This window comes from Hoylesella timonensis 4401737 = DSM 22865 = JCM 15640 (assembly GCF_000455445.1).
GTDB classification, from domain to species: domain Bacteria; phylum Bacteroidota; class Bacteroidia; order Bacteroidales; family Bacteroidaceae; genus Prevotella; species Prevotella timonensis.
Genome location: NZ_HG417098.1, coordinates 84,621 through 103,012, shown reverse-complemented (window position 1 = coordinate 103,012; position 18,392 = coordinate 84,621). Strand labels below are relative to the sequence as shown.

14 protein-coding genes are annotated in these 18,392 nt (G+C 41.7%); 8 read left to right on the top strand and 6 right to left on the bottom strand.

What is annotated here, in order from left to right; translation table 11 throughout:
* Window positions 1–109: 109 nt before the first annotated feature.
* Both BN35_RS09550 and BN35_RS09545 read right to left on the bottom strand, forming a co-directional pair.
* Complete coding sequence (locus tag BN35_RS09550) at window positions 110–1,474, bottom strand: alkaline phosphatase family protein (protein ID WP_025072558.1); 1,365 nt, start codon at window positions 1,472–1,474, stop codon at window positions 110–112.
* Complete coding sequence (locus tag BN35_RS09545; RefSeq protein WP_025072559.1) at window positions 1,471–2,679, bottom strand: Lnb N-terminal periplasmic domain-containing protein; 1,209 nt, start codon at window positions 2,677–2,679, stop codon at window positions 1,471–1,473. The genes BN35_RS09550 and BN35_RS09545 overlap by 4 nt, the downstream gene beginning before the upstream one ends.
* A gap of 90 nt (window positions 2,680–2,769) precedes the next feature.
* Between BN35_RS09545 and BN35_RS09540 the strand changes: the two genes are divergently transcribed.
* From BN35_RS09540 to BN35_RS09515, 6 genes are all read left to right on the top strand, one after another.
* Entirely contained in the window at window positions 2,770–4,071 is a 1,302-nt protein-coding gene (locus BN35_RS09540; RefSeq protein WP_028901192.1) for a hypothetical protein, read from the top strand.
* A gap of 28 nt (window positions 4,072–4,099) precedes the next feature.
* Window positions 4,100–4,750 (top strand): LPS export ABC transporter periplasmic protein LptC, encoded by a 651-nt coding sequence (lptC, locus tag BN35_RS09535; protein WP_081411459.1) that lies wholly within the window; start codon window positions 4,100–4,102, stop codon window positions 4,748–4,750.
* 11 nt (window positions 4,751–4,761) lie between these two features.
* A complete protein-coding gene (locus BN35_RS09530) occupies window positions 4,762–6,039 on the top strand; it encodes a hemolysin family protein (RefSeq protein ID WP_025072560.1) in 1,278 nt (425 codons plus the stop codon).
* Between the two features lie 182 nt (window positions 6,040–6,221).
* Entirely contained in the window at window positions 6,222–8,363 is a 2,142-nt protein-coding gene (locus BN35_RS09525; RefSeq protein ID WP_028901190.1) for a peptidylprolyl isomerase, read from the top strand.
* Window positions 8,364–8,638: 275 nt separating this feature from the next.
* On the top strand, window positions 8,639–9,376 hold the full coding sequence (locus tag BN35_RS09520; RefSeq protein ID WP_025072561.1) for a porin family protein: 738 nt from the start codon (window positions 8,639–8,641) through the stop codon (window positions 9,374–9,376).
* A 56-nt stretch (window positions 9,377–9,432) separates the two neighbouring features.
* Complete coding sequence (locus tag BN35_RS09515) at window positions 9,433–10,530, top strand: ROK family protein (protein WP_028901189.1); 1,098 nt, start codon at window positions 9,433–9,435, stop codon at window positions 10,528–10,530.
* A gap of 165 nt (window positions 10,531–10,695) precedes the next feature.
* On the opposite strand, the gene BN35_RS09510 is transcribed toward BN35_RS09515, so the two are convergent.
* From BN35_RS09510 to BN35_RS09500, 3 genes are all read right to left on the bottom strand, one after another.
* Window positions 10,696–11,259, bottom strand: a complete 564-nt coding sequence (locus BN35_RS09510; RefSeq protein ID WP_051275198.1) for a hypothetical protein — start codon at window positions 11,257–11,259, stop codon at window positions 10,696–10,698.
* Between the two features lie 69 nt (window positions 11,260–11,328).
* A complete protein-coding gene (locus BN35_RS09505; RefSeq protein WP_028901188.1) occupies window positions 11,329–11,808 on the bottom strand; it encodes an S-ribosylhomocysteine lyase in 480 nt (159 codons plus the stop codon).
* Window positions 11,809–11,893: 85 nt separating this feature from the next.
* Entirely contained in the window at window positions 11,894–12,577 is a 684-nt protein-coding gene (locus tag BN35_RS09500; RefSeq protein ID WP_025072563.1) for a 5'-methylthioadenosine/adenosylhomocysteine nucleosidase, read from the bottom strand.
* Between the two features lie 111 nt (window positions 12,578–12,688).
* Here BN35_RS09500 and BN35_RS09495 point away from each other — a divergent pair, with 111 nt between their 5' ends.
* Window positions 12,689–15,199: a YfhO family protein gene (locus BN35_RS09495; RefSeq protein WP_025072564.1), complete on the top strand. Its 2,511-nt coding sequence runs from the start codon at window positions 12,689–12,691 to the stop codon at window positions 15,197–15,199.
* Between the two features lie 103 nt (window positions 15,200–15,302).
* Here BN35_RS09495 and BN35_RS09490 read toward each other — a convergent pair whose 3' ends face one another.
* Window positions 15,303–17,045: a DUF4153 domain-containing protein gene (locus BN35_RS09490; protein ID WP_051275197.1), complete on the bottom strand. Its 1,743-nt coding sequence runs from the start codon at window positions 17,043–17,045 to the stop codon at window positions 15,303–15,305.
* Between the two features lie 193 nt (window positions 17,046–17,238).
* Here BN35_RS09490 and BN35_RS09485 point away from each other — a divergent pair, with 193 nt between their 5' ends.
* Window positions 17,239–18,042 (top strand): GSCFA domain-containing protein, encoded by an 804-nt coding sequence (locus BN35_RS09485; RefSeq protein WP_025072565.1) that lies wholly within the window; start codon window positions 17,239–17,241, stop codon window positions 18,040–18,042.
* The last annotated feature ends 350 nt before the right edge of the window (window positions 18,043–18,392 follow it).

The following is an 18,392-nucleotide window of genomic DNA, read 5'->3' as shown; positions in this document are numbered from 1 at the left end:
GTTAAGAGGCTTGGAACATTGAGTTAATTTTAAGGGGGTAAATAGTCATCAAAAGAACTCTATGCAGATGAAGCGGAAACTGCTGATGATGAGTACTTTATACGAATGCTTATTGAAGCGGAGACACCTTGCAAGCGTTGGGTGCTCTGATTTGGATAGACTTTGCGATAGTAGGCGCAATGCGGTCTACCGAGACGGGTGTGGTAACACGTTGAGGCTTGATACCCATTCCATACAAAATAATAGGAAAGGGTACAAAGGATGCACGTGCAATATAGTTATCTTGATTATCTTCATTCAGCAACTGCCAACCTGGCGCAACCTCAATGATTAAGTCGCCACTCACGGCTGGATTATACGGACTTTCAGACACTTTTCGAATTCCTGCGATTTGTGTCAGAAAGTCTTTGGAGCGTGACAAAATGTCCTCAAACGAAAGCAGTTTGTCTTCGATAAACTTTCGGTTGAGATAAATTTGATTACTAAAACAAGTTTCAACGTACCGACTTTGCCCATAAATGGCTCCAAGGTACATGTTCAGCAAATTGGCTGTACGGTTGATGTAGAAAGTGCCTGTGGGGATGCGGTATTTTGCATAATCTACTTTGGGATCATCTGTATAGCCCGTACTGGTTAGCACAAAGAGCACTTGCTGATTTCCAACGGACTTTTCTATCTGTTCAATCAGGGTGGCAAGTGTATGATCTAATCCTCGATAGAGGCTTTCAAAATCGGTGCGCCACTTTTCGTTTTGTGTACCCTTGGCAGAAAGTGTAATCGAGAGGTAGTCGGTCTGGGCGTCCTTTCCCATGGCGTGATGGTTCAGACAAGCTATCGCTGCATCACACACGGCATTGTTCTGTTCTGCCTGTTCCTTACTCGGTTTTGTTGTAGTATTGCGATAAGCCTGAATCCACTTTTGGGCTTTCGACCCATAATAATTGGAAGTGGTCCAGCTACCTGTTTTTTCATCTATCCAAAAAGCACCGTCAGCAGCATGGCCAGCCGATAAGACAGCAGCGTCTCTTTGGGAGGCTATGCCATAAACAATAGAACCACCGTTGCTTGACACCTTCAGTTCGTCACTGATGGTCGAGGTGGATAATCTTTGAGGGGAAGTCGTGTATTTAGCATCGTCAACACAAAAAACGGGGCGTAAGGTTTTCCTATCTAACCATCTTGTGCTGATGATATTATGATAAGTGGGCGTAGTCCCAGTGACGATGGTAGCGATAGCTGAAGCTCGATCTACAGACTCAAAGGGATAGTTGGCGGCTTCATAAACGCAACCTTTACTTAATAGTTTCTTAAACCCATTTGGCGAGTATAGCGGTGAATAATGCTCAATGTAGTCATTGCGTAGCTGGTCAATCGTAATGTTGACAACCAAACGAGGCGCAACTTGCAAGGTCTGAGCCTGTGTCGTTGCTCCCGTAAGGGTAGCCATGATGATTGCGGAGAGACATTTGTTCATCTATTCTTGATTTTATGGGTGTATATATACAGCCAACAATATCTACATAGCAAAGATAATGCCACAAGTGTCATGCCTTCCGCATAATGTTGGAAAAACGAAAGCAGAAGGAAAGCGCACAAGAGTATGCTCCAAAATTTGGTATAATCGTGCATGTGTCCATTTCTCAACGCCTTAACGGAAGGGTAAAGAAAGAAAAGGTGGAGAGGACAGAGTAGGAGTATCTGAAAATTAAGTTGCACAGTGGGATGTTGAGAGAAAACCATTGCCAAAAGTATAACACCAGCTATCCCAGAAAGGAGCATGACGATAAGGTCGTACTGCCATAGGATGCGTTTGAACTTCCATTCGGCAAAGCAAATAATCAATGTTGCAATGCACCATAAAACAGCGCAATGAAGCGGGGTGATAGGAGTTCTCGATTCATGTTTTTCTACTGGCGGAACGAGATAGCATGTGCTGTCTACCAAGCTGCGGCGATGCCCTTGATGGTCGATGACAATGGCTTCGGAAAAATCTGCACGTAGACTATCTGGCAAAAATTGCTGTTGCTCGTTGGTTGTTGCTGCATCGGCATGTACGCCAAGCAATAAGTCATTGCCAAAACGCGCCCAGCGATGCGACTGATTCCATTGGTGAATCATTTCCCGATAGGATATTTTTTGCAACTGACTCGCTGGATAGAGAACATGTCCCTCGATATGATTGATGAGCATGTCTCTTGCACGAGTGGTACAATTGTCGTAGAAATAATTGTAGCGGTACACTCTGTTTTCTGGTCGGTAGTTGACGTCAATGGCTTGAGTGATAGCCCATTTCTCTTCGCGAGTCAGGTTCAAGACCTGTTCCTTTACCCAACTGCCCCGATGAGAATAGGTAGATATGAAAGTTGCAAAATCTTCTATCCCCATTTCATAGTCAGTCAGTCCAAACACGAAACGAAGGATGAAATAACTTTTTTGAAAGGAGAAGATGCCGTAATTGATAGCGATGTCCTGTTGACGCGCCAAGTCGTGGTAACGTATGGCGGTGTGTCCATAGTAGGAATAGACTTGGTTGCCGGGTCCACACGTGAGCAAACTGATGCGTACAGAGTCCATACTTTTGAGCATTGTGCTATCAGCTTGAGCAAAAGTGGGCATCGTTGTCATCAACAGCAAAATCGCTATAAAGACAATCCTTAAATGTGTAGTAAAACGTTTCACGATGCAAATTTAAGTGTTATTTCCCACTTAAAGTGTGTTTAATTCGAAAATTTTCGATATTTTTGCATCCAAATCTGAAATAAAAATAGAATGAAAAAGATATTTGGTGCCTTTTTATGGGCGTCTATTTCTATATCTGCTTTTGCACAGAGTGGTACAAACTCTCCTTATAGCCAGTATGGATTTGGCGTACTGTCTGATCAGACCAGTGGTTTTAATAGGGGGATGAATGGCTTGGGTTATGGCTTTCGGGAAAATGATCAGGTGAATTTTATCAATCCTGCTTCTTATTCTGCCCTCGATTCACTTACCTTTATCTTTGATGCTGGACTTTCTGGGCAGCTTACTCATTTTGAGGAAGGTAATCGCAAACTGAACGCAAAGAATGCAGATTTGGAATATGTGGTAGCTGGCTTAAGACTGGCAAAGCATTTAGGGTTGAGTTTTGGTTTGGTTCCATTTACTAATATTGGATACAACTACTCCAACACCGCAACCATTCATATTGATGAAAATTATACCAAGACAACCACTACCAACGCTTATGTTGGAAAGGGAGGATTACATCAAGTGTACTTAGGGGCTGGTTGGGAACCGTTCAAGGGCTTCTCATTGGGGGTTAATGTCTCTTACCTTTGGGGAAAATATGACCGCTCAATCGTGAACAGCTATAGCGATATGTCTATTAATACGATTTCAAAATATTATTCAGCTTCTGTACACAATTATAAATTAGATGTAGGATTGCAATATACGGCACGGTTGTCGAGACAAGATCAGGTGACCTTGGGCGCAACTTACTCTTTGGGACATCGTCTGAATGCCGATCCGTCGTTAAGCATTATTTCTCAAAATCCACAGACAGGCATTAGAGATACAACTCTATTTACGGTGAACAATGGTTTGGAATTACCTTCTGCCATTGGAGGAGGATTGGGTTGGAACCACCGCAATCAGATAAAGATAGGAGCGGATTACTTGTTACAGCAATGGTCAAAAACATCTTATCCAAACTATACGATGGCGAACGGTACTCCGCAATATGTACTCACGCAAGGCATGTTCAAAGATAGGCATAAATTTACCTTTGGTGGTGAGTTTTGTCAAGATGCCAACAGTCGGCATTTCTTTCAACGGATGCATTATCGAATAGGTGCTTCTTATGCCACTCCTTATCTGAAAATCAACGGGTTGGATGGTCCCAGTGAAATTAGTGTAAGTGCAGGTTTCGGTATTCCGATTGTCAATAGCTGGAACAATCGTTCTATGTTGAATATCTCCGCACAATGGGTAAGGCAAGATGCAAAAGACTTGATCAAAGAAAATACGTTCCGAATCAATATCGGCTTGACGTTCAATGAGCGTTGGTTTGCTAAATGGAAGGTTCAATAACCCTCCCAAGAGTACAGGAAAAGGGTGTATGAAGAGTAAGTCAATCGTTTTTGTCATCGTACTGATGCAAATCTTGGGCTTTGTTTCTTGTGAAAAACAAACCGAACACATTGCCCCTGCCATATACGCTCGTGACTCTGTGCCAACGATGACTACCTATGGAGTAAATCAATTGATATCCGATTCGGGTGTTATTAAATACCGAATTGTAACTGAGCGGTGGGAGATTTATCAAAACACGACACCGCAAAAGTTTGTGTTTCGGAAAGGTGCATTCTTGGAACAGTTTGATGAAAGCTTTCATGTGCAGTCTTTTATCCAATGCGATACCGCATATTATAATATTGATGCCCAACTTTGGGAATTGAGAGGAATGGTCAGAATATTGACGAAAGATGGACTGAAGTTCTCGAGTGAGGAGCTGTTTTTGGATCGTCGAGCACATGAAATGTACTCACATCGCTTCTCCAAATTGGTTACGCCAGAGCGCACACTTCAGGGTTCTTATTTCAAAAGTGATGAGCGGATGACGAAATACATCGTGACAAATAGTCGTGGCTCTTTTGAAAAATCAGATTTTACAGGAGAGACAGATACAACGTCTGCGCCCACAGACAGCACGAACGTCTTCTTGCGACCACAAGCATCACCACGACCGAAGTTGCCCACGACACCTTAGTATTGATAACAATGAATGAACAAGTAGATATCTCTTTGATTATTTTTATTCTGATAACGATGGTTCTCTCAGCTTTTTTTTCGGGTATGGAGATTGCTTTCGTTTCGAGCAACCGCATGTTGGTGCAGATGGATAAGGAAAAGAATGGATTTTCGCAACGTTTCCTTACCTTATTTTATAGCAACCCAAATGCTTTTGTTAGCACGATGCTGGTTGGGAACAACATTGTGCTGGTGATTTATGGTATTTTGATAGCGCGACTTTTAGACAATACGATATTTGTAGGAATGAATCCTGCCTTTACAGTGCCAGCGGATACGATATTGTCCACGCTCGTTATCTTGTTTACGGGTGAGTTTGTACCAAAGACGTTGTTCAACAGTAATCCCAATCAACTGCTGAAATTATTTGCTTTCCCTGCCTATTTGTTTTATGTTATCTTGTGGCCGATAAGTCGATTTGCCACTTTTTTGGCACGCATCATTCTTGGTTTGTTGGGAGTTAGTATCCCTAAGGATGCAGTTGCTGCAGGATTTTCTAAGGTTGATTTAGATTATTTGGTTCAATCAAGTATTGAAAATGCTCAAAGTGAAGATGACATAGAAAATGAAATCAAGATTTTTCACAATGCACTTGATTTCCCCGATACCAAGGTTAGGGATTGTATGATTCCACGAACAGAAATCAATGCCGTTGACATGAATCAATGTTCTTTAGACGAATTACGCCAAAAATTCATGGATAGTGGCAATTCAAAAATCATCGTTTATCAAGAGGATATTGATCATATACAAGGATATATCCATAGCTCTGAAATGTTCAAGCACTCTTCTACATGGCAGGAGGGTATTCGGACGATGCCTTTTGTGCCAGAGACAATGCCAGCGCAAAAGCTCATGCGCATACTGTTAACGCAGAAAAAAAGCTTGGCGATTGTCGTTGATGAGTTCGGTGGAACAAGTGGTTTGGTTTCTTTGGAAGATATTGTAGAAGAAATATTTGGAGAAATAGAAGACGAACATGACAGCCTTAAATACGTAGCGAAGCAAACAGGTGAAAAAGAGTTCCTATTATCAGCTCGTTTAGAGATTGATAAGGTGAATGAAATGTTTGAATTAGATTTGCCAGAAAGTGATGACTATATGACGATAGGAGGCTTGATTTTGAATGAATATCGCAGCTTCCCCAAACTGAATGAAATTATCGAAATCGGTAAATATAAATTCAAAATACTGAAGAGCACATCGTCTAAAATCGAGTTAGTACAGCTGAATATTATATCTAATTGAGCTGTTGTGACTGTTGGAAACTTAAAATTTCAATAAAATATTCAGTCGTTTGCTAAGAATTTAGTATTTTTGTACGCATTTGAATGCATAAGCACCAGAACGAAGTACGCTGCGATAGGTGTGATAGGCGTTTGAAGGCTCATTGAAAGAATATAAAAATAAAATAAATATTAAAATAAAAAATGGCAGCATTAGGAAAAATTCGTAAGAGAGGTATGATTCTGATAAGCATCATTGGATTAGGCCTTTTTGCTTTTATTGCAGAAGAGGGATTCCGATCATGTGAAGCTTCTCGTAATGATCAGCGTCAGCAAGTAGGTAAAGTGTTGGGAGAGAAAGTCAATGTCCAAGACTTCCAAAAACTCATTGATGAGTACACCGAAGTGATAAAAATGCAACAAGGTGTTGATAATCTCAATGAGATGCAGATGAATCAAGTTAAAGATATGGTTTGGCAGACCTATATCCAGACAAAAGTTGTGGAAGATGAAGCTAAAAAAATTGGATTGACAGTGACAGATGCTGAACTTCAAAACATTTTAGCTGAAGGTACCAACCCCATGTTGATGCAAACTCCATTTGTTAATCGACAAACGGGAAGGTTTGATGTCAATTCGTTGAAGAAGTTTATTGCTGATTATAAAACGCAACAAACTGCCAATCCACAAATGGCAGCACAGTACCAAACTCTTTATAAATACTGGACTTTTATCGAACGTACACTGCGTCAGCAAATTTTAGCACAGAAATATCAGAGTTTATTGGCAGGATGTATCTTGTCGAATCCAGTAGAAGCCAAACTTTCTTATAAAGAGGAGAACGAAGAAAGTTCGATTCAACTCGCTACTTTTGCTTATTCCACCATTGATGACAGTAAGATAAAGGTTCAGGATGCTGACCTAAAGGCTAAATATGACGAACTGAAAGAGCGCTTTAAGCAAAATGTTGAAAGCCGCGATATCAAATATGTAACTGTTCGTGTTGAGTCTTCTCCAGCAGACCGTGCCGAATTGCAGCAGTCTTTCAAGAAATATACAACAGATTTAGCAGCAGCTTCAGAACCCGCAAACGTTGTTCGCAAGAGCACTTCTTTGGTGAATTATCTTGGAATCCCTGTTGCTAAGACAGCCTATCCTAATGATATTGCTGATAAGTTAGACTCCATGGCTGTTGGACAGACTTATGGACCTTTTGAAACAAAGATGGACAATTCGATGAATGTTGTCAAACTTATATCTAAGCAGTTGCTGCCTGATTCTGTTCAATATCGACAAATCCAGGTAATTGGTAAAACTTCTGCAGAGGCTCAGAAACGAGCTGATTCCATTTACACAGCATTGAATGCTGGCGCTGCTTTTGAGACCATTGCCAAAAAATATGGTCAGAGTGGTGAAAAGGTATGGATGACAACTGCACAGTATCAGAATGCTCCTTCTTTAGATGCAGATACCAAGACTTATATTGGTACGTTGAATAATTCAGGAGTTAATGAATTAAAGAACATTAAGATAGGACAAGGTAACCTCATTGTTCAAGTTGTAGATCGCAGAGCGATGATTAATAAGTACACAGCAGCTGTGATAAAGAAGACGATTGATTTCTCAAAGGACACCTATTCTAAGGCATATAACAAATTTAGCTCCTTCGTAAGTGCTAACCAAACCCCAGAATCAATCCAAAAGAATGCTAAGTCAAGTGGGTACACGGTACAGGATGCAAAGGATATTACTACTTCAACACACACGCTTGTAGGAATCAATGCGACTCGTGAGGCAATGAAATGGCTCTTTGATGCAAAAGAAGGTGAAATTTCCCCAATGTACGAGTGTGGTAATAACGACCAGTTGTTATTGGTAGTATTGGATAAGATTCATCCAAAGGGCTATCGTTCTTATGACGATCCACAGGTAAAAGAATTTTTGAAAGCTGAAGTACTTCGTGACAAAAAGGCTGAACTGCTCATGGCAAAGGCTAAAGATGTGAAGAATATTGCTGCTGCACAAGCCAAAGGAGCAAAGGTTGATGCCGTTAACCAAATTACTTTCGCAGCTCCTGTCTTTGTGATGAGCGTTGGAGCAAGCGAACCTGCTTTGAGTGGAGCTGTGGCTGCAACTGCTAAGGGTAAATTCTCTTCGAAACCAGTAAAAGGTAATGCAGGTGTTTATGTATTCGAAGTAACAGGTCGTACGATGCGTCCAGGCAAGTTTGAGGCTAAGACAGAAGAACAGAAGACACGTCAGAAAGCTTTACAATACGCTGGCAACTTTATGAATGAGTTGATATTGAAAGCTAATATTGAGGACAATAGATATCTATTCTTTTAGTTAGATTTCGTATGCTGGGCTACAATCGCAAGTCCAGCATGTACTCATTTAATATAAAAGGGGAGGGTGCATCATAGTTATATTTATGGTGCACTCTCTCATTTTTTATGATGAGTCATCGTTATTCTGAATTAGCTCCAGCTTTTTCTTTATTGGATTCAAAAGTGATTTAATGGAAGTGCTAATTAATAACGCGCAGACGGTGTAGGAATATTTTGCTCCCATTATTATAATAAAATAGGTGTAATTTTCGTTTTCCTATAAATCGTTTACTTATGAAAAAGTTTTTAGTAACCTTTGTCTTGATATTAAGTGTTTTGTTCGGCTGGGCACAAGGCACTGTTGGCACGTGGTCACTGATTCCGAAAGTTGGAGTGAACTTCGCAAACATCAGTGGTTTTGATGTAACTGTGCTGGATAATCCAGCGAAAGGTTTTGAAGGCTCATCTGGTTTAAAATCCAAATACCTTGAAGGACTCATCATTGGTTTAGACGTTCAAAATCAGATAACAGAACGAGTTGCTGCTTCTGCTGGCTTATTTTATAGTAGACAGGGCATGGATTTTCCAGAGTTCGAGAGCATAGATGATAAAAATGTTCATCATGCATTTAACGGATTTCAATGGAAATTCCATTATTTGCAGTTGCCAGTGATGCTGCATGATTATGTTCTAAGTGGTCTTTCTTTCAATGCAGGTCTACAAATTGGTTATCTGCTGTCTGCCAAAGGCTTTTCGTCTCAATCGCGTTTCTACACGGACAAGGAAGGTAAAACCCATTATGAAAAGGATGAAGAAGGAAATTTGCTATATGACTACAAAAGCAAATACGATATGACGGACAACATGAAGCGCATAGATGTTTCCGTTCCTGTGGGTATTTCGTACGAATATGGGAATGTGTTGTTGGACGCAAGGTATAACATCGGCTTGCTGAAAATCAATAAAGATGAGTACAGAACCTATAAAAACAAGGTATTTTCCTTTACCGTTGGCTACACTTTCGACCTATGATGAGGCGATGAGGAGAAGTCACGGATTATATCAACTTGAATTATAAATCTAAACAAATGAATTACAAAGACGACAAACGTATTATTATGACCCTCGATGCTGGTGGAACAAACTTTGTTTTTTCGGCGATGCAGGGCGGTGAGCAGATTATAGAACCTTTTGCATTGCCATCAATGGCAAACGATTTGAATGCCTGTTTAGGTCAGTTAGTCAAAGGGTTTGAGAAAATACAACACCTTATTCCTATGGATGCTTCGGCTATTAGCTTTGCTTTCCCTGGTCCTGCCGACTATGAGAACGGCATCATAGGCGATTTGCCCAATTTTCCTTCTTTCCGTGGAGGTGTGGCTTTGGGTCCGTATTTACAAATACGTTTTGGCATGCCTGTTTTTATCAATAACGATGGAAGCTTATTCGCCTATGGCGAAGCTATGGCAGGAGCATTGCCTTTGGTCAACAATCGACTGGAAGAAGCGGGCAGTCCGAAGCGGTTTAACAATCTCTTAGGTCTCACGTTCGGCACTGGTTTCGGTGCTGGTGTGGTCATCAATGGTGAATTGTTGGTTGGAGATAATGGATTGGGAGGTGATATTTGGTGTTTTCGTAACAAAAAATATCCTGCATATATTGTGGAGGATAGCGTTGCCATCCGTGCTATCAAACGTGTATATCGTGAGCTTTCTGGCGATGTGCGTGAACTTGAACCCAAGGACATCAATGATATTATCGCAGGAAAGATAGACGGCAATGTGGATGCTGCCAAGAAGAGCTTCGCAGAGTTTGGTGAGATGGCAGGCGATGCCATTGCTATGGCTGATACCATCGTCGATGGATTGGTCGTTATTGGTGGAGGTGTTTCGAAGGCGTCAGCCCACATCTTGCCAGCTTTGGTAGGCGAAATGAACAGCAAACTTAAAATGATGAATGGCGAGGAGGTAGGACACATGCAAATGAAAGTGTACAACTTGGAGGACGAGCAACAGTTTGCGGACTTTACAAGGGGTGGCGCTGTGAAGATTAATGTGCCTGGTAGTAGCGTTCAGGTTGATTACGACCCGATGAAGCGAATAGGGGTCATCGTATCGAAAAATGGGGCGAGCGAATCGATCGCATTAGGTGCCTACGTCTATGCCTTGAACAAACTTGATGAATAACTAAAAAATCGTCATCTTGCTATCCATATTTTGATAACAAGTTGATAGCTCTCACAGCGTGAAAAATAAGACGCTGAAATAGGTTATCAATGCTTTGAAAGTTCACAACTCAATGGAGACGAAGCTGTTTCCCATTGAGTTGTTTTGGTTCTGACGCTTTCTGAGTTATTTCTTCTTTTGCTGTTGCTCTTTTTGTGTTTCCTTATAGATTTGGATAATCGGGTCTTCGTCCAGCTTGTCCATTTGTTTGAACGAGTTGAGCATGCGTTGCCTTTGCTTTCGATACTTCTTAGCTTTGAAGTCGAACATTGAGAAGAAATCGAATGCACCGACAGAGGAGGGGGCTAACATGGCTCGTTCATTGGCATCGGCTTTCATCCATCCTTGAATCGTCTTGTTGAGTTGTGTCTGCATATCCTTTCCATAAACAACTACTTCGCCTATCATCTTTTCGTCTTTTATCATCGAAATAGAGTCGCCTACCATTCGGGCAGGGATGCGAAGGGGTAAATATTTGGGCTTGATGATAGTGAGCGTGTCAAACTGTTGGGGAATCGTCGTTTGTCCAAGATAGTTCGTTGAATCGCATTTTTGCGTGTCTGCCCAAACCCAAACCTTGCGCATGGGTACTTTGGTCTCGGCATCGTACACCACAATCTTGCGTTGTGCATTCACAGAAAGGCTTGTGCCAATGCAAGCAAACAAAAGAATAAAGAAAAATTTTTGCATGCTTATCTGTCGTTACGGGATATTGTTGTTCGCTGTCAAGGATGTATTTGGACAAACACGTCGCACCATTTATTTCGGGTAAATTAAGTTTTTCTCTTCTATTTTCTCCAACACTTCAGTTAGAAATTTATGCGCTTCGTAGCGTGCCATGGGCAGGTCGTGCAGCAAATAGTTGCCACAATCTTGGGCTTGTGCGCCCGGTATTTCGCCTTCAAAGTTAGCAACAAACTCAAAGGTGTGTATCATCAAATCGACAATATCACGACTTTTCAAGTCGCCATGCACAATCAGATAGTTGCCAGTGAGGCATCCCATGGGTCCCCAATAAATGATTTTGTCTTTCCACTGTGCATCGTTGCGCAAGTAAGTAGCAGCTAAATGTTCGATAGTGTGCAAGGCACCTATGTGCAAAACGGGCTCACGGTTAGGCTCTTTCATGCGTATGTCGAAGGTGGTAATGACTTCCGAGCCAATGATGTCTTGTCTACTTACATAAATTCCTCGCAACAATTTGTTGTGATCAATGGTGAATGAAGGTATTTTGTTCATCTTTAAGTTTTTTAGTTTGTGAGTTGATGAGTTTTTGAGTGATGCGTTTTCTCTTGTTTGTTGCAAGAAGCTGTCGAGGTTTTGGTTAAATCTTTTGCAAAAAGTCTCTCGTTACTTCAAACGAGTCGTGTGCTATTTGTTCCCAAAAATTGTAGTATTGTGACGCCTCGGTATCCTTCAGCGGGACATCACTAATGATACGAAATGAGATAAAAGGAATGTGATACAGGTGGCAGGTTTGCGCAATCGCACCACTTTCCATATCCACGGCTGCCGCTTTTGGAAATGATTGAAGGATGTGTTGTATCTTTTCCCGACTGTCTACAAACCAATCTCCGCTTACAATGAGTCCGCTTTTGATGTTTTTGTGATAGGATAGGGACAACGCTTTGTTGACTAATTCTGGCGGAGACACATAGCTTGCTGGCATTCCCATGATTTGTCCTTTGGCGCATTCCTTACCACAATACGCATCATGATAGCAACACTCGGTGCTTACAACCACATCTTTGGGGTTCAATGCTGTATCAGCAGCTCCCGCACAGCCCGATGATACGATGAGTTGTGGCTGATAGCGATGTATCATTTCTACGGCTCCAATGGCAGCGTTCACCTTGCCTATGCCACATTGCATCAATACAATTTCATTTTGTTTGATTCGTCCTTTGACAAAACTCAAATGGTTGTCTTGTTCCATTTGGCTATTTTCCAATAAGGATTTCAATTGTACAAATTCCTTATCCATTGCCACAATTACGCCTATCTTCATATCCAATCGTTCTCGTTTTCTTGCAAAGATAGCAAAAAAGGAAATATAATCCGTGTTAAGCCCTAAACTTTTGTTATCTTTGTGGCAAAATATAATCATAACAAAACTATCATGGAAGTTTGGAAGAAATATGGCTTAGATGTTGCCGCTGTTGTGCTTTTTGCCCTTATCTCATTTGCTTATTTTGTTCCAGCAAGTTTGGACGGTCGCATTTTGTTCCAACATGATGCCTCTGCTGGGCGTGGCATGGGACACGAACAGCAAACATATTTTGAGCGAACAGGCGAACGAACCCGTTGGACCAATTCTGTTTTCGGTGGTATGCCCACCTATCAAACAGCCCCTTCGTATAAGAGTACTGATGCGTTGAGTAAGGTAATGGATGCATACCATTTGTGGCTTCCCGAAAATGTGTGGTATGTCTTTGCCTATTTATTAGGCTTTTACATCCTTCTGCGTGCATTCGATTTCCGTCAGGAGTTGGCTGTATTGGGCTCAATTATATGGGCTTTTTCCAGTTACTTCTTCATTATCATCGCTGCCGGGCATATATGGAAGGTCATGGCATTGGCATATTTGCCCCCAATGATAGCGGGTTTGGTGCTTGCGTATCGAGGAAAATATCTGTGGGGCTTCATTCTCACCGCTTTGTTTACAGCGTTTGAAGTGAAAGCCAATCACGTGCAGATGACGTATTATTATCTGTTTGTGGTGTTGTTCATGGTGATAGCTTATCTTGTTCAAGCCATTAAGAATAAACAACTGCTACATTTTGGTAAAGCAACGGCAGTGTGTGCTGCTGCTGCCTGTCTCGGTATTTGTATGAACTTGAGCAACTTGTACCACACGTGGGAATACAGCAAGGAATCTATGCGTGGCAAGAGCGAACTCGTAAAAGCGAATACAGCCAACCAAACCAATAGTGGTTTGGAGCGTGATTACATTACTCAATGGAGTTACGGTATTGGTGAAACGTGGACACTGCTCATTCCGAATGCCAAGGGAGGAGCTTCTGTACCTCTGTCCCAGAATGAGACGGCTATGAAAAAAGCTGATCCTAATTTTATTCAAATCTATCAACAAATAGGTCAGTATTGGGGAGAACAACCCGGAACCAGTGGACCTGTGTATGTTGGCGCATTCGTGTTGATGCTCTTCATCTTGGCATTGTTCATCGTCAAAGGTCCTATGAAGTGGGCTTTGTTGGCAGCTACCGTCCTTTCCATCTTGCTTTCGTGGGGAAAGAACTTCATGCCATTGACCAATTTCTTTATCGATTACATGCCGATGTACGCGAAGTTTCGCACGGTGGCATCCATCTTGGTGATAGCAGAGTTTACCATTCCATTGTTGGCAATGTTAGGTTTGAAGAAAATCTTGGACACTCCATCGATATTGAATAAGCAGATTAAATATGTATATATCAGCTTTGGGCTCACTGCAGGCTTTTGTTTGTTGTTTGCCCTCATGCCCAGTGTGTTCTTTTCTAATTTTGTTTCCGCACAAGAGCTGGAAGCAATGAAGAGCATTCCTGCGGAGTATCAAGGACAATTAATCGCCAATCTTCGTGAAATGCGGCAAGCTATCTTTACTGATGATTGTTGGCGGTCGTTCTTTATCATTGTGATTGGCACTTTCTTGCTGCTGCTTTATCGTGCCAACAAACTTAAAAAGTCTGCTTTCGTAGGGCTGGTGATTGTGCTGTGCCTTGTAGATATGTGGCAAGTCAACAAGCGTTACCTCAACGATGGCATGTTTGTAGAGAAGAGTGTGCGCAACAATCCTATTGAAATGACACCTACCGACCAGCAAATTTTGCAGACGAAAGAACTCGATTACCGTGTGTTAAACCTTGCGACGAGTACCTTTAACGAAAACGAAACCAGTTATTTCCACAAGAGTATTGGAGGGTATCATCCAGCAAAGTTGCGCCGCTACCAAGAAATGATAGAGACGTATATCGCCCCCGAGATGGAGAAACTAATGAAAAGTATTTTCGAAGCGCAAGGCGATATGACCAAATTGAACGGGGATAGCATCTCGCCTGTCTTGAATATGCTGAATACCAAATTCTTCATCATGCCTTTGCAAGGCGGTCAGACCGTTCCATTAAAAAATCCATACGCCTTTGGTAACGCATGGTTTGTCGACAAGGTGACTTATGTTAATAATGCCAATGAGGAATTAGAAATGGTGGGCAAGCTCAATCTTCGTGCGGAAGCGGTTGCTGACAAGAAGTTTAGAGATGTCTTGGGCAGTAGCTGTGAGCAAGACCATCATGCACAAGTAACCATGAAGACCTATGAGCCAAACCAGCTCACCTACGAGGTTGAGTCGGCAAAGGGTGGGGTATTGGTGTTCTCGGAGAACTACTATCCTGAATGGACTGCAACGGTCGATGGGAAAGAGGTGCCTGTAGGGCGTGTCAATTATATTCTTCGCGCCATACAGGTGAAGCCCGGTAAGCATCAAGTGGTGTTGAGTTTCTTCCCCAAATCGGTCGATCGAACAGAGACGGTGGCATACATTGCCTTTGCCTTGTTAGTCATCTGTATTTTGTTGGGCATTGGTTTGGAGATTCGTCAACGTAAAACTGGTGCGACAACTCAAGATAGTAAATGATTTCGAGCATTGAGAAGATAAAACAATTGAATAAAAAAAGGTCCGAAAAGCGCGGTTGCTTTTCGGACTTTTTCATGCTGTTGTCCATTCATTCAACAACCGTTTATGGAACAAACACATACCCTACGATGTGCAGCCTTTCCACCTCTTCCCTGTATCTCAATAAAAAGTAAGTGATGGTTAGCTGTGTCTTCTTGCCTTTAAGCTTGATGTCGTGTGTTTTCTCCGTATTCGCCATGGCTTCGAGGTCTGATAAACTGACAAGATACTCGTCGTTAATCATCTGACCGCCCATATTATCTTTAAGCACAATGCGCATCGAATCACCTTGTAAATATCCTTTGACACTCTCTTCGTCATAGGCTGCAATATTTGCAACATGGCGATATCCTGCGGGAATGGATACAAGCACATCGCTCTTTTCAAAATTACATTCATAGCTCACCATACTTTGCACTGAAGCAGGTTTCCCTTTGTTGTTTTTCACTTTCTTGTCAAACTCGTAGCCAAAGGTTTCAACCTTTGGTTGTAATAGCTCTTCCGTACACTTCATTCCATAAGTTGTACGGAGATAGGATAGCTTCCCGTCCGTCTTTTTCGCATCTATATAGCTTAGCCCTTGCAATAGTTTGTCATAGGTGACACTATTCATGGGCAATTTGATGTCTGGTTGTTGGGCTGCCAGATGCTTTACATCACTTGTCAATTTGTTTCGGGTATAACTGGCGATATTATAGGGAAAGATAGAAATCAAAGCCCACACAATTAAAAAGGAGTTGATGATCCAAATCACTCTTCTACTGCGACAGACCATTAGTCCCAAGCACACGGCATAGCACCAAACATTGAATATCAAAAGATATAGCCGATAAATGGTGACACCGTAGTCGCTAAAACGCCTGTAAATACCCACAGACATCAATACGAGGAGGGGCAAAACAATGACAGGCAGATAGCGAACAATGAATTGATCGAACCTCTTGACCTCTTTTTCATGATGTATAGGATAGAGCAAAAAGACAATGGTGACAGTGAGTAGCATTAACACTGACACTAACCAAGACACCCAACCATTGGGCAACTCCCATGTAATGATAATTTTGGCGGTATATGCATACAGGGTAATGGTGTATGCCATGTGTAGTGGTATCAAGAGATAATGAATCACCCCATTGCCAAAACGATTCTGTAGCCAATTACTCTCACTAAACTTGTTGGCTCCTTGTGGTAGTGAAGCCATGAGTAATACAGGTGCGATGAGCGTGAAGCACACGGCAGACAAGTCCAAATAGAGGGTGTATTTGATATCTAACAAAAACAGTGAGGTGAGCGAGTTTAGCAATAAAGAGAGTCCAATCAGCACGCCAAGCGATATGACGAAAGCCAAACTACAACCTCCTATGAGGTTCAGCAGAAAATTGATAGCGGGTCTATCGTTGCGTTGCTGGTAATAGGGTATGGTAAACCAACCAACACCCATCACAGTAGCAAGCACCACAATAGCAATACTTTGCTCAATGGTATTCGTATAAGAGTTTGCCAACAGTGCGCAAATGCCGAGCCAAACCACTTGTATGCCAAGATGAACTTGCCACTCTCTTTTTTGTTGTTGCCACTCTTCTGTCCATAAATGGAGTTGTAGCGACAAAAGTAAAGCAGTAACAGGGTAGAGCATGAGGAAGACCATCATCGTATTGATGTCTGTTGCTTCCTGAAACTTATGATTCAGGAAAATCCATGAAGCGCAAGTAATGATACAGAAAAAGATAGAACTTGGAAAGCGTAACACAAGTGCTAAAAGTTGTTGACGCCAGTCTTTCAGAGAAGGTTTAGAGAGTTTTTTCATAAAAAGACATGCTTAAGAGTGAAATAATGCAACAAAGATACGAAAAATAATCAGATGTCCTACCTTCTTAAAAAATTATATGTAACTTCGCCAAAGCAAGTTTGTAACCGACCAAAGAATGAATTTTCAAGTGAGTTGGTTACGTACTTCTCATGATGAGTTGAGGCAAATAAAGAAGCAAATGTATGGGCGTATGCAATTTAGAACGATTGTCCAAATAGAACCTCCCACCTTTACCATTGCTCCATTCGAGCACATCTTCTTGGTTGGTTCGTGCTTTGCCGATAATTTAGGCAAGCGTTTTATAGAAGAAAAATTCAATGCCATAGTCAATCCCTATGGTGTGATGTACAATCCTGCCAGCATCCTGCATACGGTAGAGCGTGCCAAGGTCAACCCTCAGGTGGCGGTGTTTACTTTGGGTACTAATCACGTATATGTCTTCAAAGAAACGGGCGAGATTGTCGACAACTGCCAAAAGCGTCCGCAACGCTTGTTCCGTGAGGAAGAGTTAAGCGTTGATGCCTGTACCGAGTACTTATCCAAAGCCATAGAATGCTTGCAGAAACGCAATCCTGCCGTGCATATTATCCTAACGGTGAGTCCTATTCGTTATGCCAAATATGGCTACCATGGCAGTCAACTGTCTAAGGCTACATTGTTGTTGGCTGCCAACCAACTCACTCAGCGTTATCCAAATACGGTAACCTATTTTCCTGCTTACGAGATTGTCAACGATGAGCTGCGCGACTATCGTTTTTATCAAGAAGATATGTTGCACCCGTCCTATCAGGCTGTTTCTTATATTTGGGAACGTTTCTCTGAGACCTATTTGAGCGATGAGGCTAAGAAGTTTATAGAAGATTGGCGACCCGTGAAGGCTGCCTTGGCTCATCGACCTTTCGATGCCAATAGCATTGCATATCAAGATTTTGTTCGTCAAACACACGAACGCATACAGGCATTGGAAAAGAAGTGGGGAGTGTCGTTAGAATAAGATAAAATCAGGTTGGTTGTTATTGAATTAAATGTGAATTATTTTTACAAAATAACGATTGATTTTTGGTCGGAAATGAGAGGAAAATTGAACTGACAGCTTCATTTTTTGCAAATTTTATGGTGCTCGTTGCTTTTATATTTCAACTTTATAACAAGCAGATAGATAAAGAGTTATGTAGTATGTTGACCATGAGTAAATGCCCTGTTTTTCTTCCTCCCATGCTTCAGCATTCTTAACCCATGGAGATAAGGCGACTAACTCATGCAAATAAGGCGGTTAACCCATGTAGATAACCGCCTTAATGTAATGCTTTAATAAATCGAAGGATTTGGGGGAGTCTCGGAAGT

Coding starts and splice junctions, on each gene's coding strand:
- BN35_RS09550 (WP_025072558.1), bottom strand. CDS start 1,474: ATGAACAAATGTCTCTCCGCAATCATCATGGCTACCCTTACGGGAGCA.
- BN35_RS09540 (WP_028901192.1), top strand. CDS start 2,770: ATGAAAAAGATATTTGGTGCCTTTTTATGGGCGTCTATTTCTATATCT.
- lptC (WP_081411459.1), top strand. CDS start 4,100: ATGAAGAGTAAGTCAATCGTTTTTGTCATCGTACTGATGCAAATCTTG.
- BN35_RS09530 (WP_025072560.1), top strand. CDS start 4,762: ATGAATGAACAAGTAGATATCTCTTTGATTATTTTTATTCTGATAACG.
- BN35_RS09525 (WP_028901190.1), top strand. CDS start 6,222: ATGGCAGCATTAGGAAAAATTCGTAAGAGAGGTATGATTCTGATAAGC.
- BN35_RS09520 (WP_025072561.1), top strand. CDS start 8,639: ATGAAAAAGTTTTTAGTAACCTTTGTCTTGATATTAAGTGTTTTGTTC.
- BN35_RS09515 (WP_028901189.1), top strand. CDS start 9,433: ATGAATTACAAAGACGACAAACGTATTATTATGACCCTCGATGCTGGT.
- BN35_RS09510 (WP_051275198.1), bottom strand. CDS start 11,259: ATGCAAAAATTTTTCTTTATTCTTTTGTTTGCTTGCATTGGCACAAGC.
- BN35_RS09505 (WP_028901188.1), bottom strand. CDS start 11,808: ATGAACAAAATACCTTCATTCACCATTGATCACAACAAATTGTTGCGA.
- BN35_RS09500 (WP_025072563.1), bottom strand. CDS start 12,577: ATGAAGATAGGCGTAATTGTGGCAATGGATAAGGAATTTGTACAATTG.
- BN35_RS09495 (WP_025072564.1), top strand. CDS start 12,689: ATGGAAGTTTGGAAGAAATATGGCTTAGATGTTGCCGCTGTTGTGCTT.
- BN35_RS09490 (WP_051275197.1), bottom strand. CDS start 17,045: ATGAAAAAACTCTCTAAACCTTCTCTGAAAGACTGGCGTCAACAACTT.
- BN35_RS09485 (WP_025072565.1), top strand. CDS start 17,239: ATGCAATTTAGAACGATTGTCCAAATAGAACCTCCCACCTTTACCATT.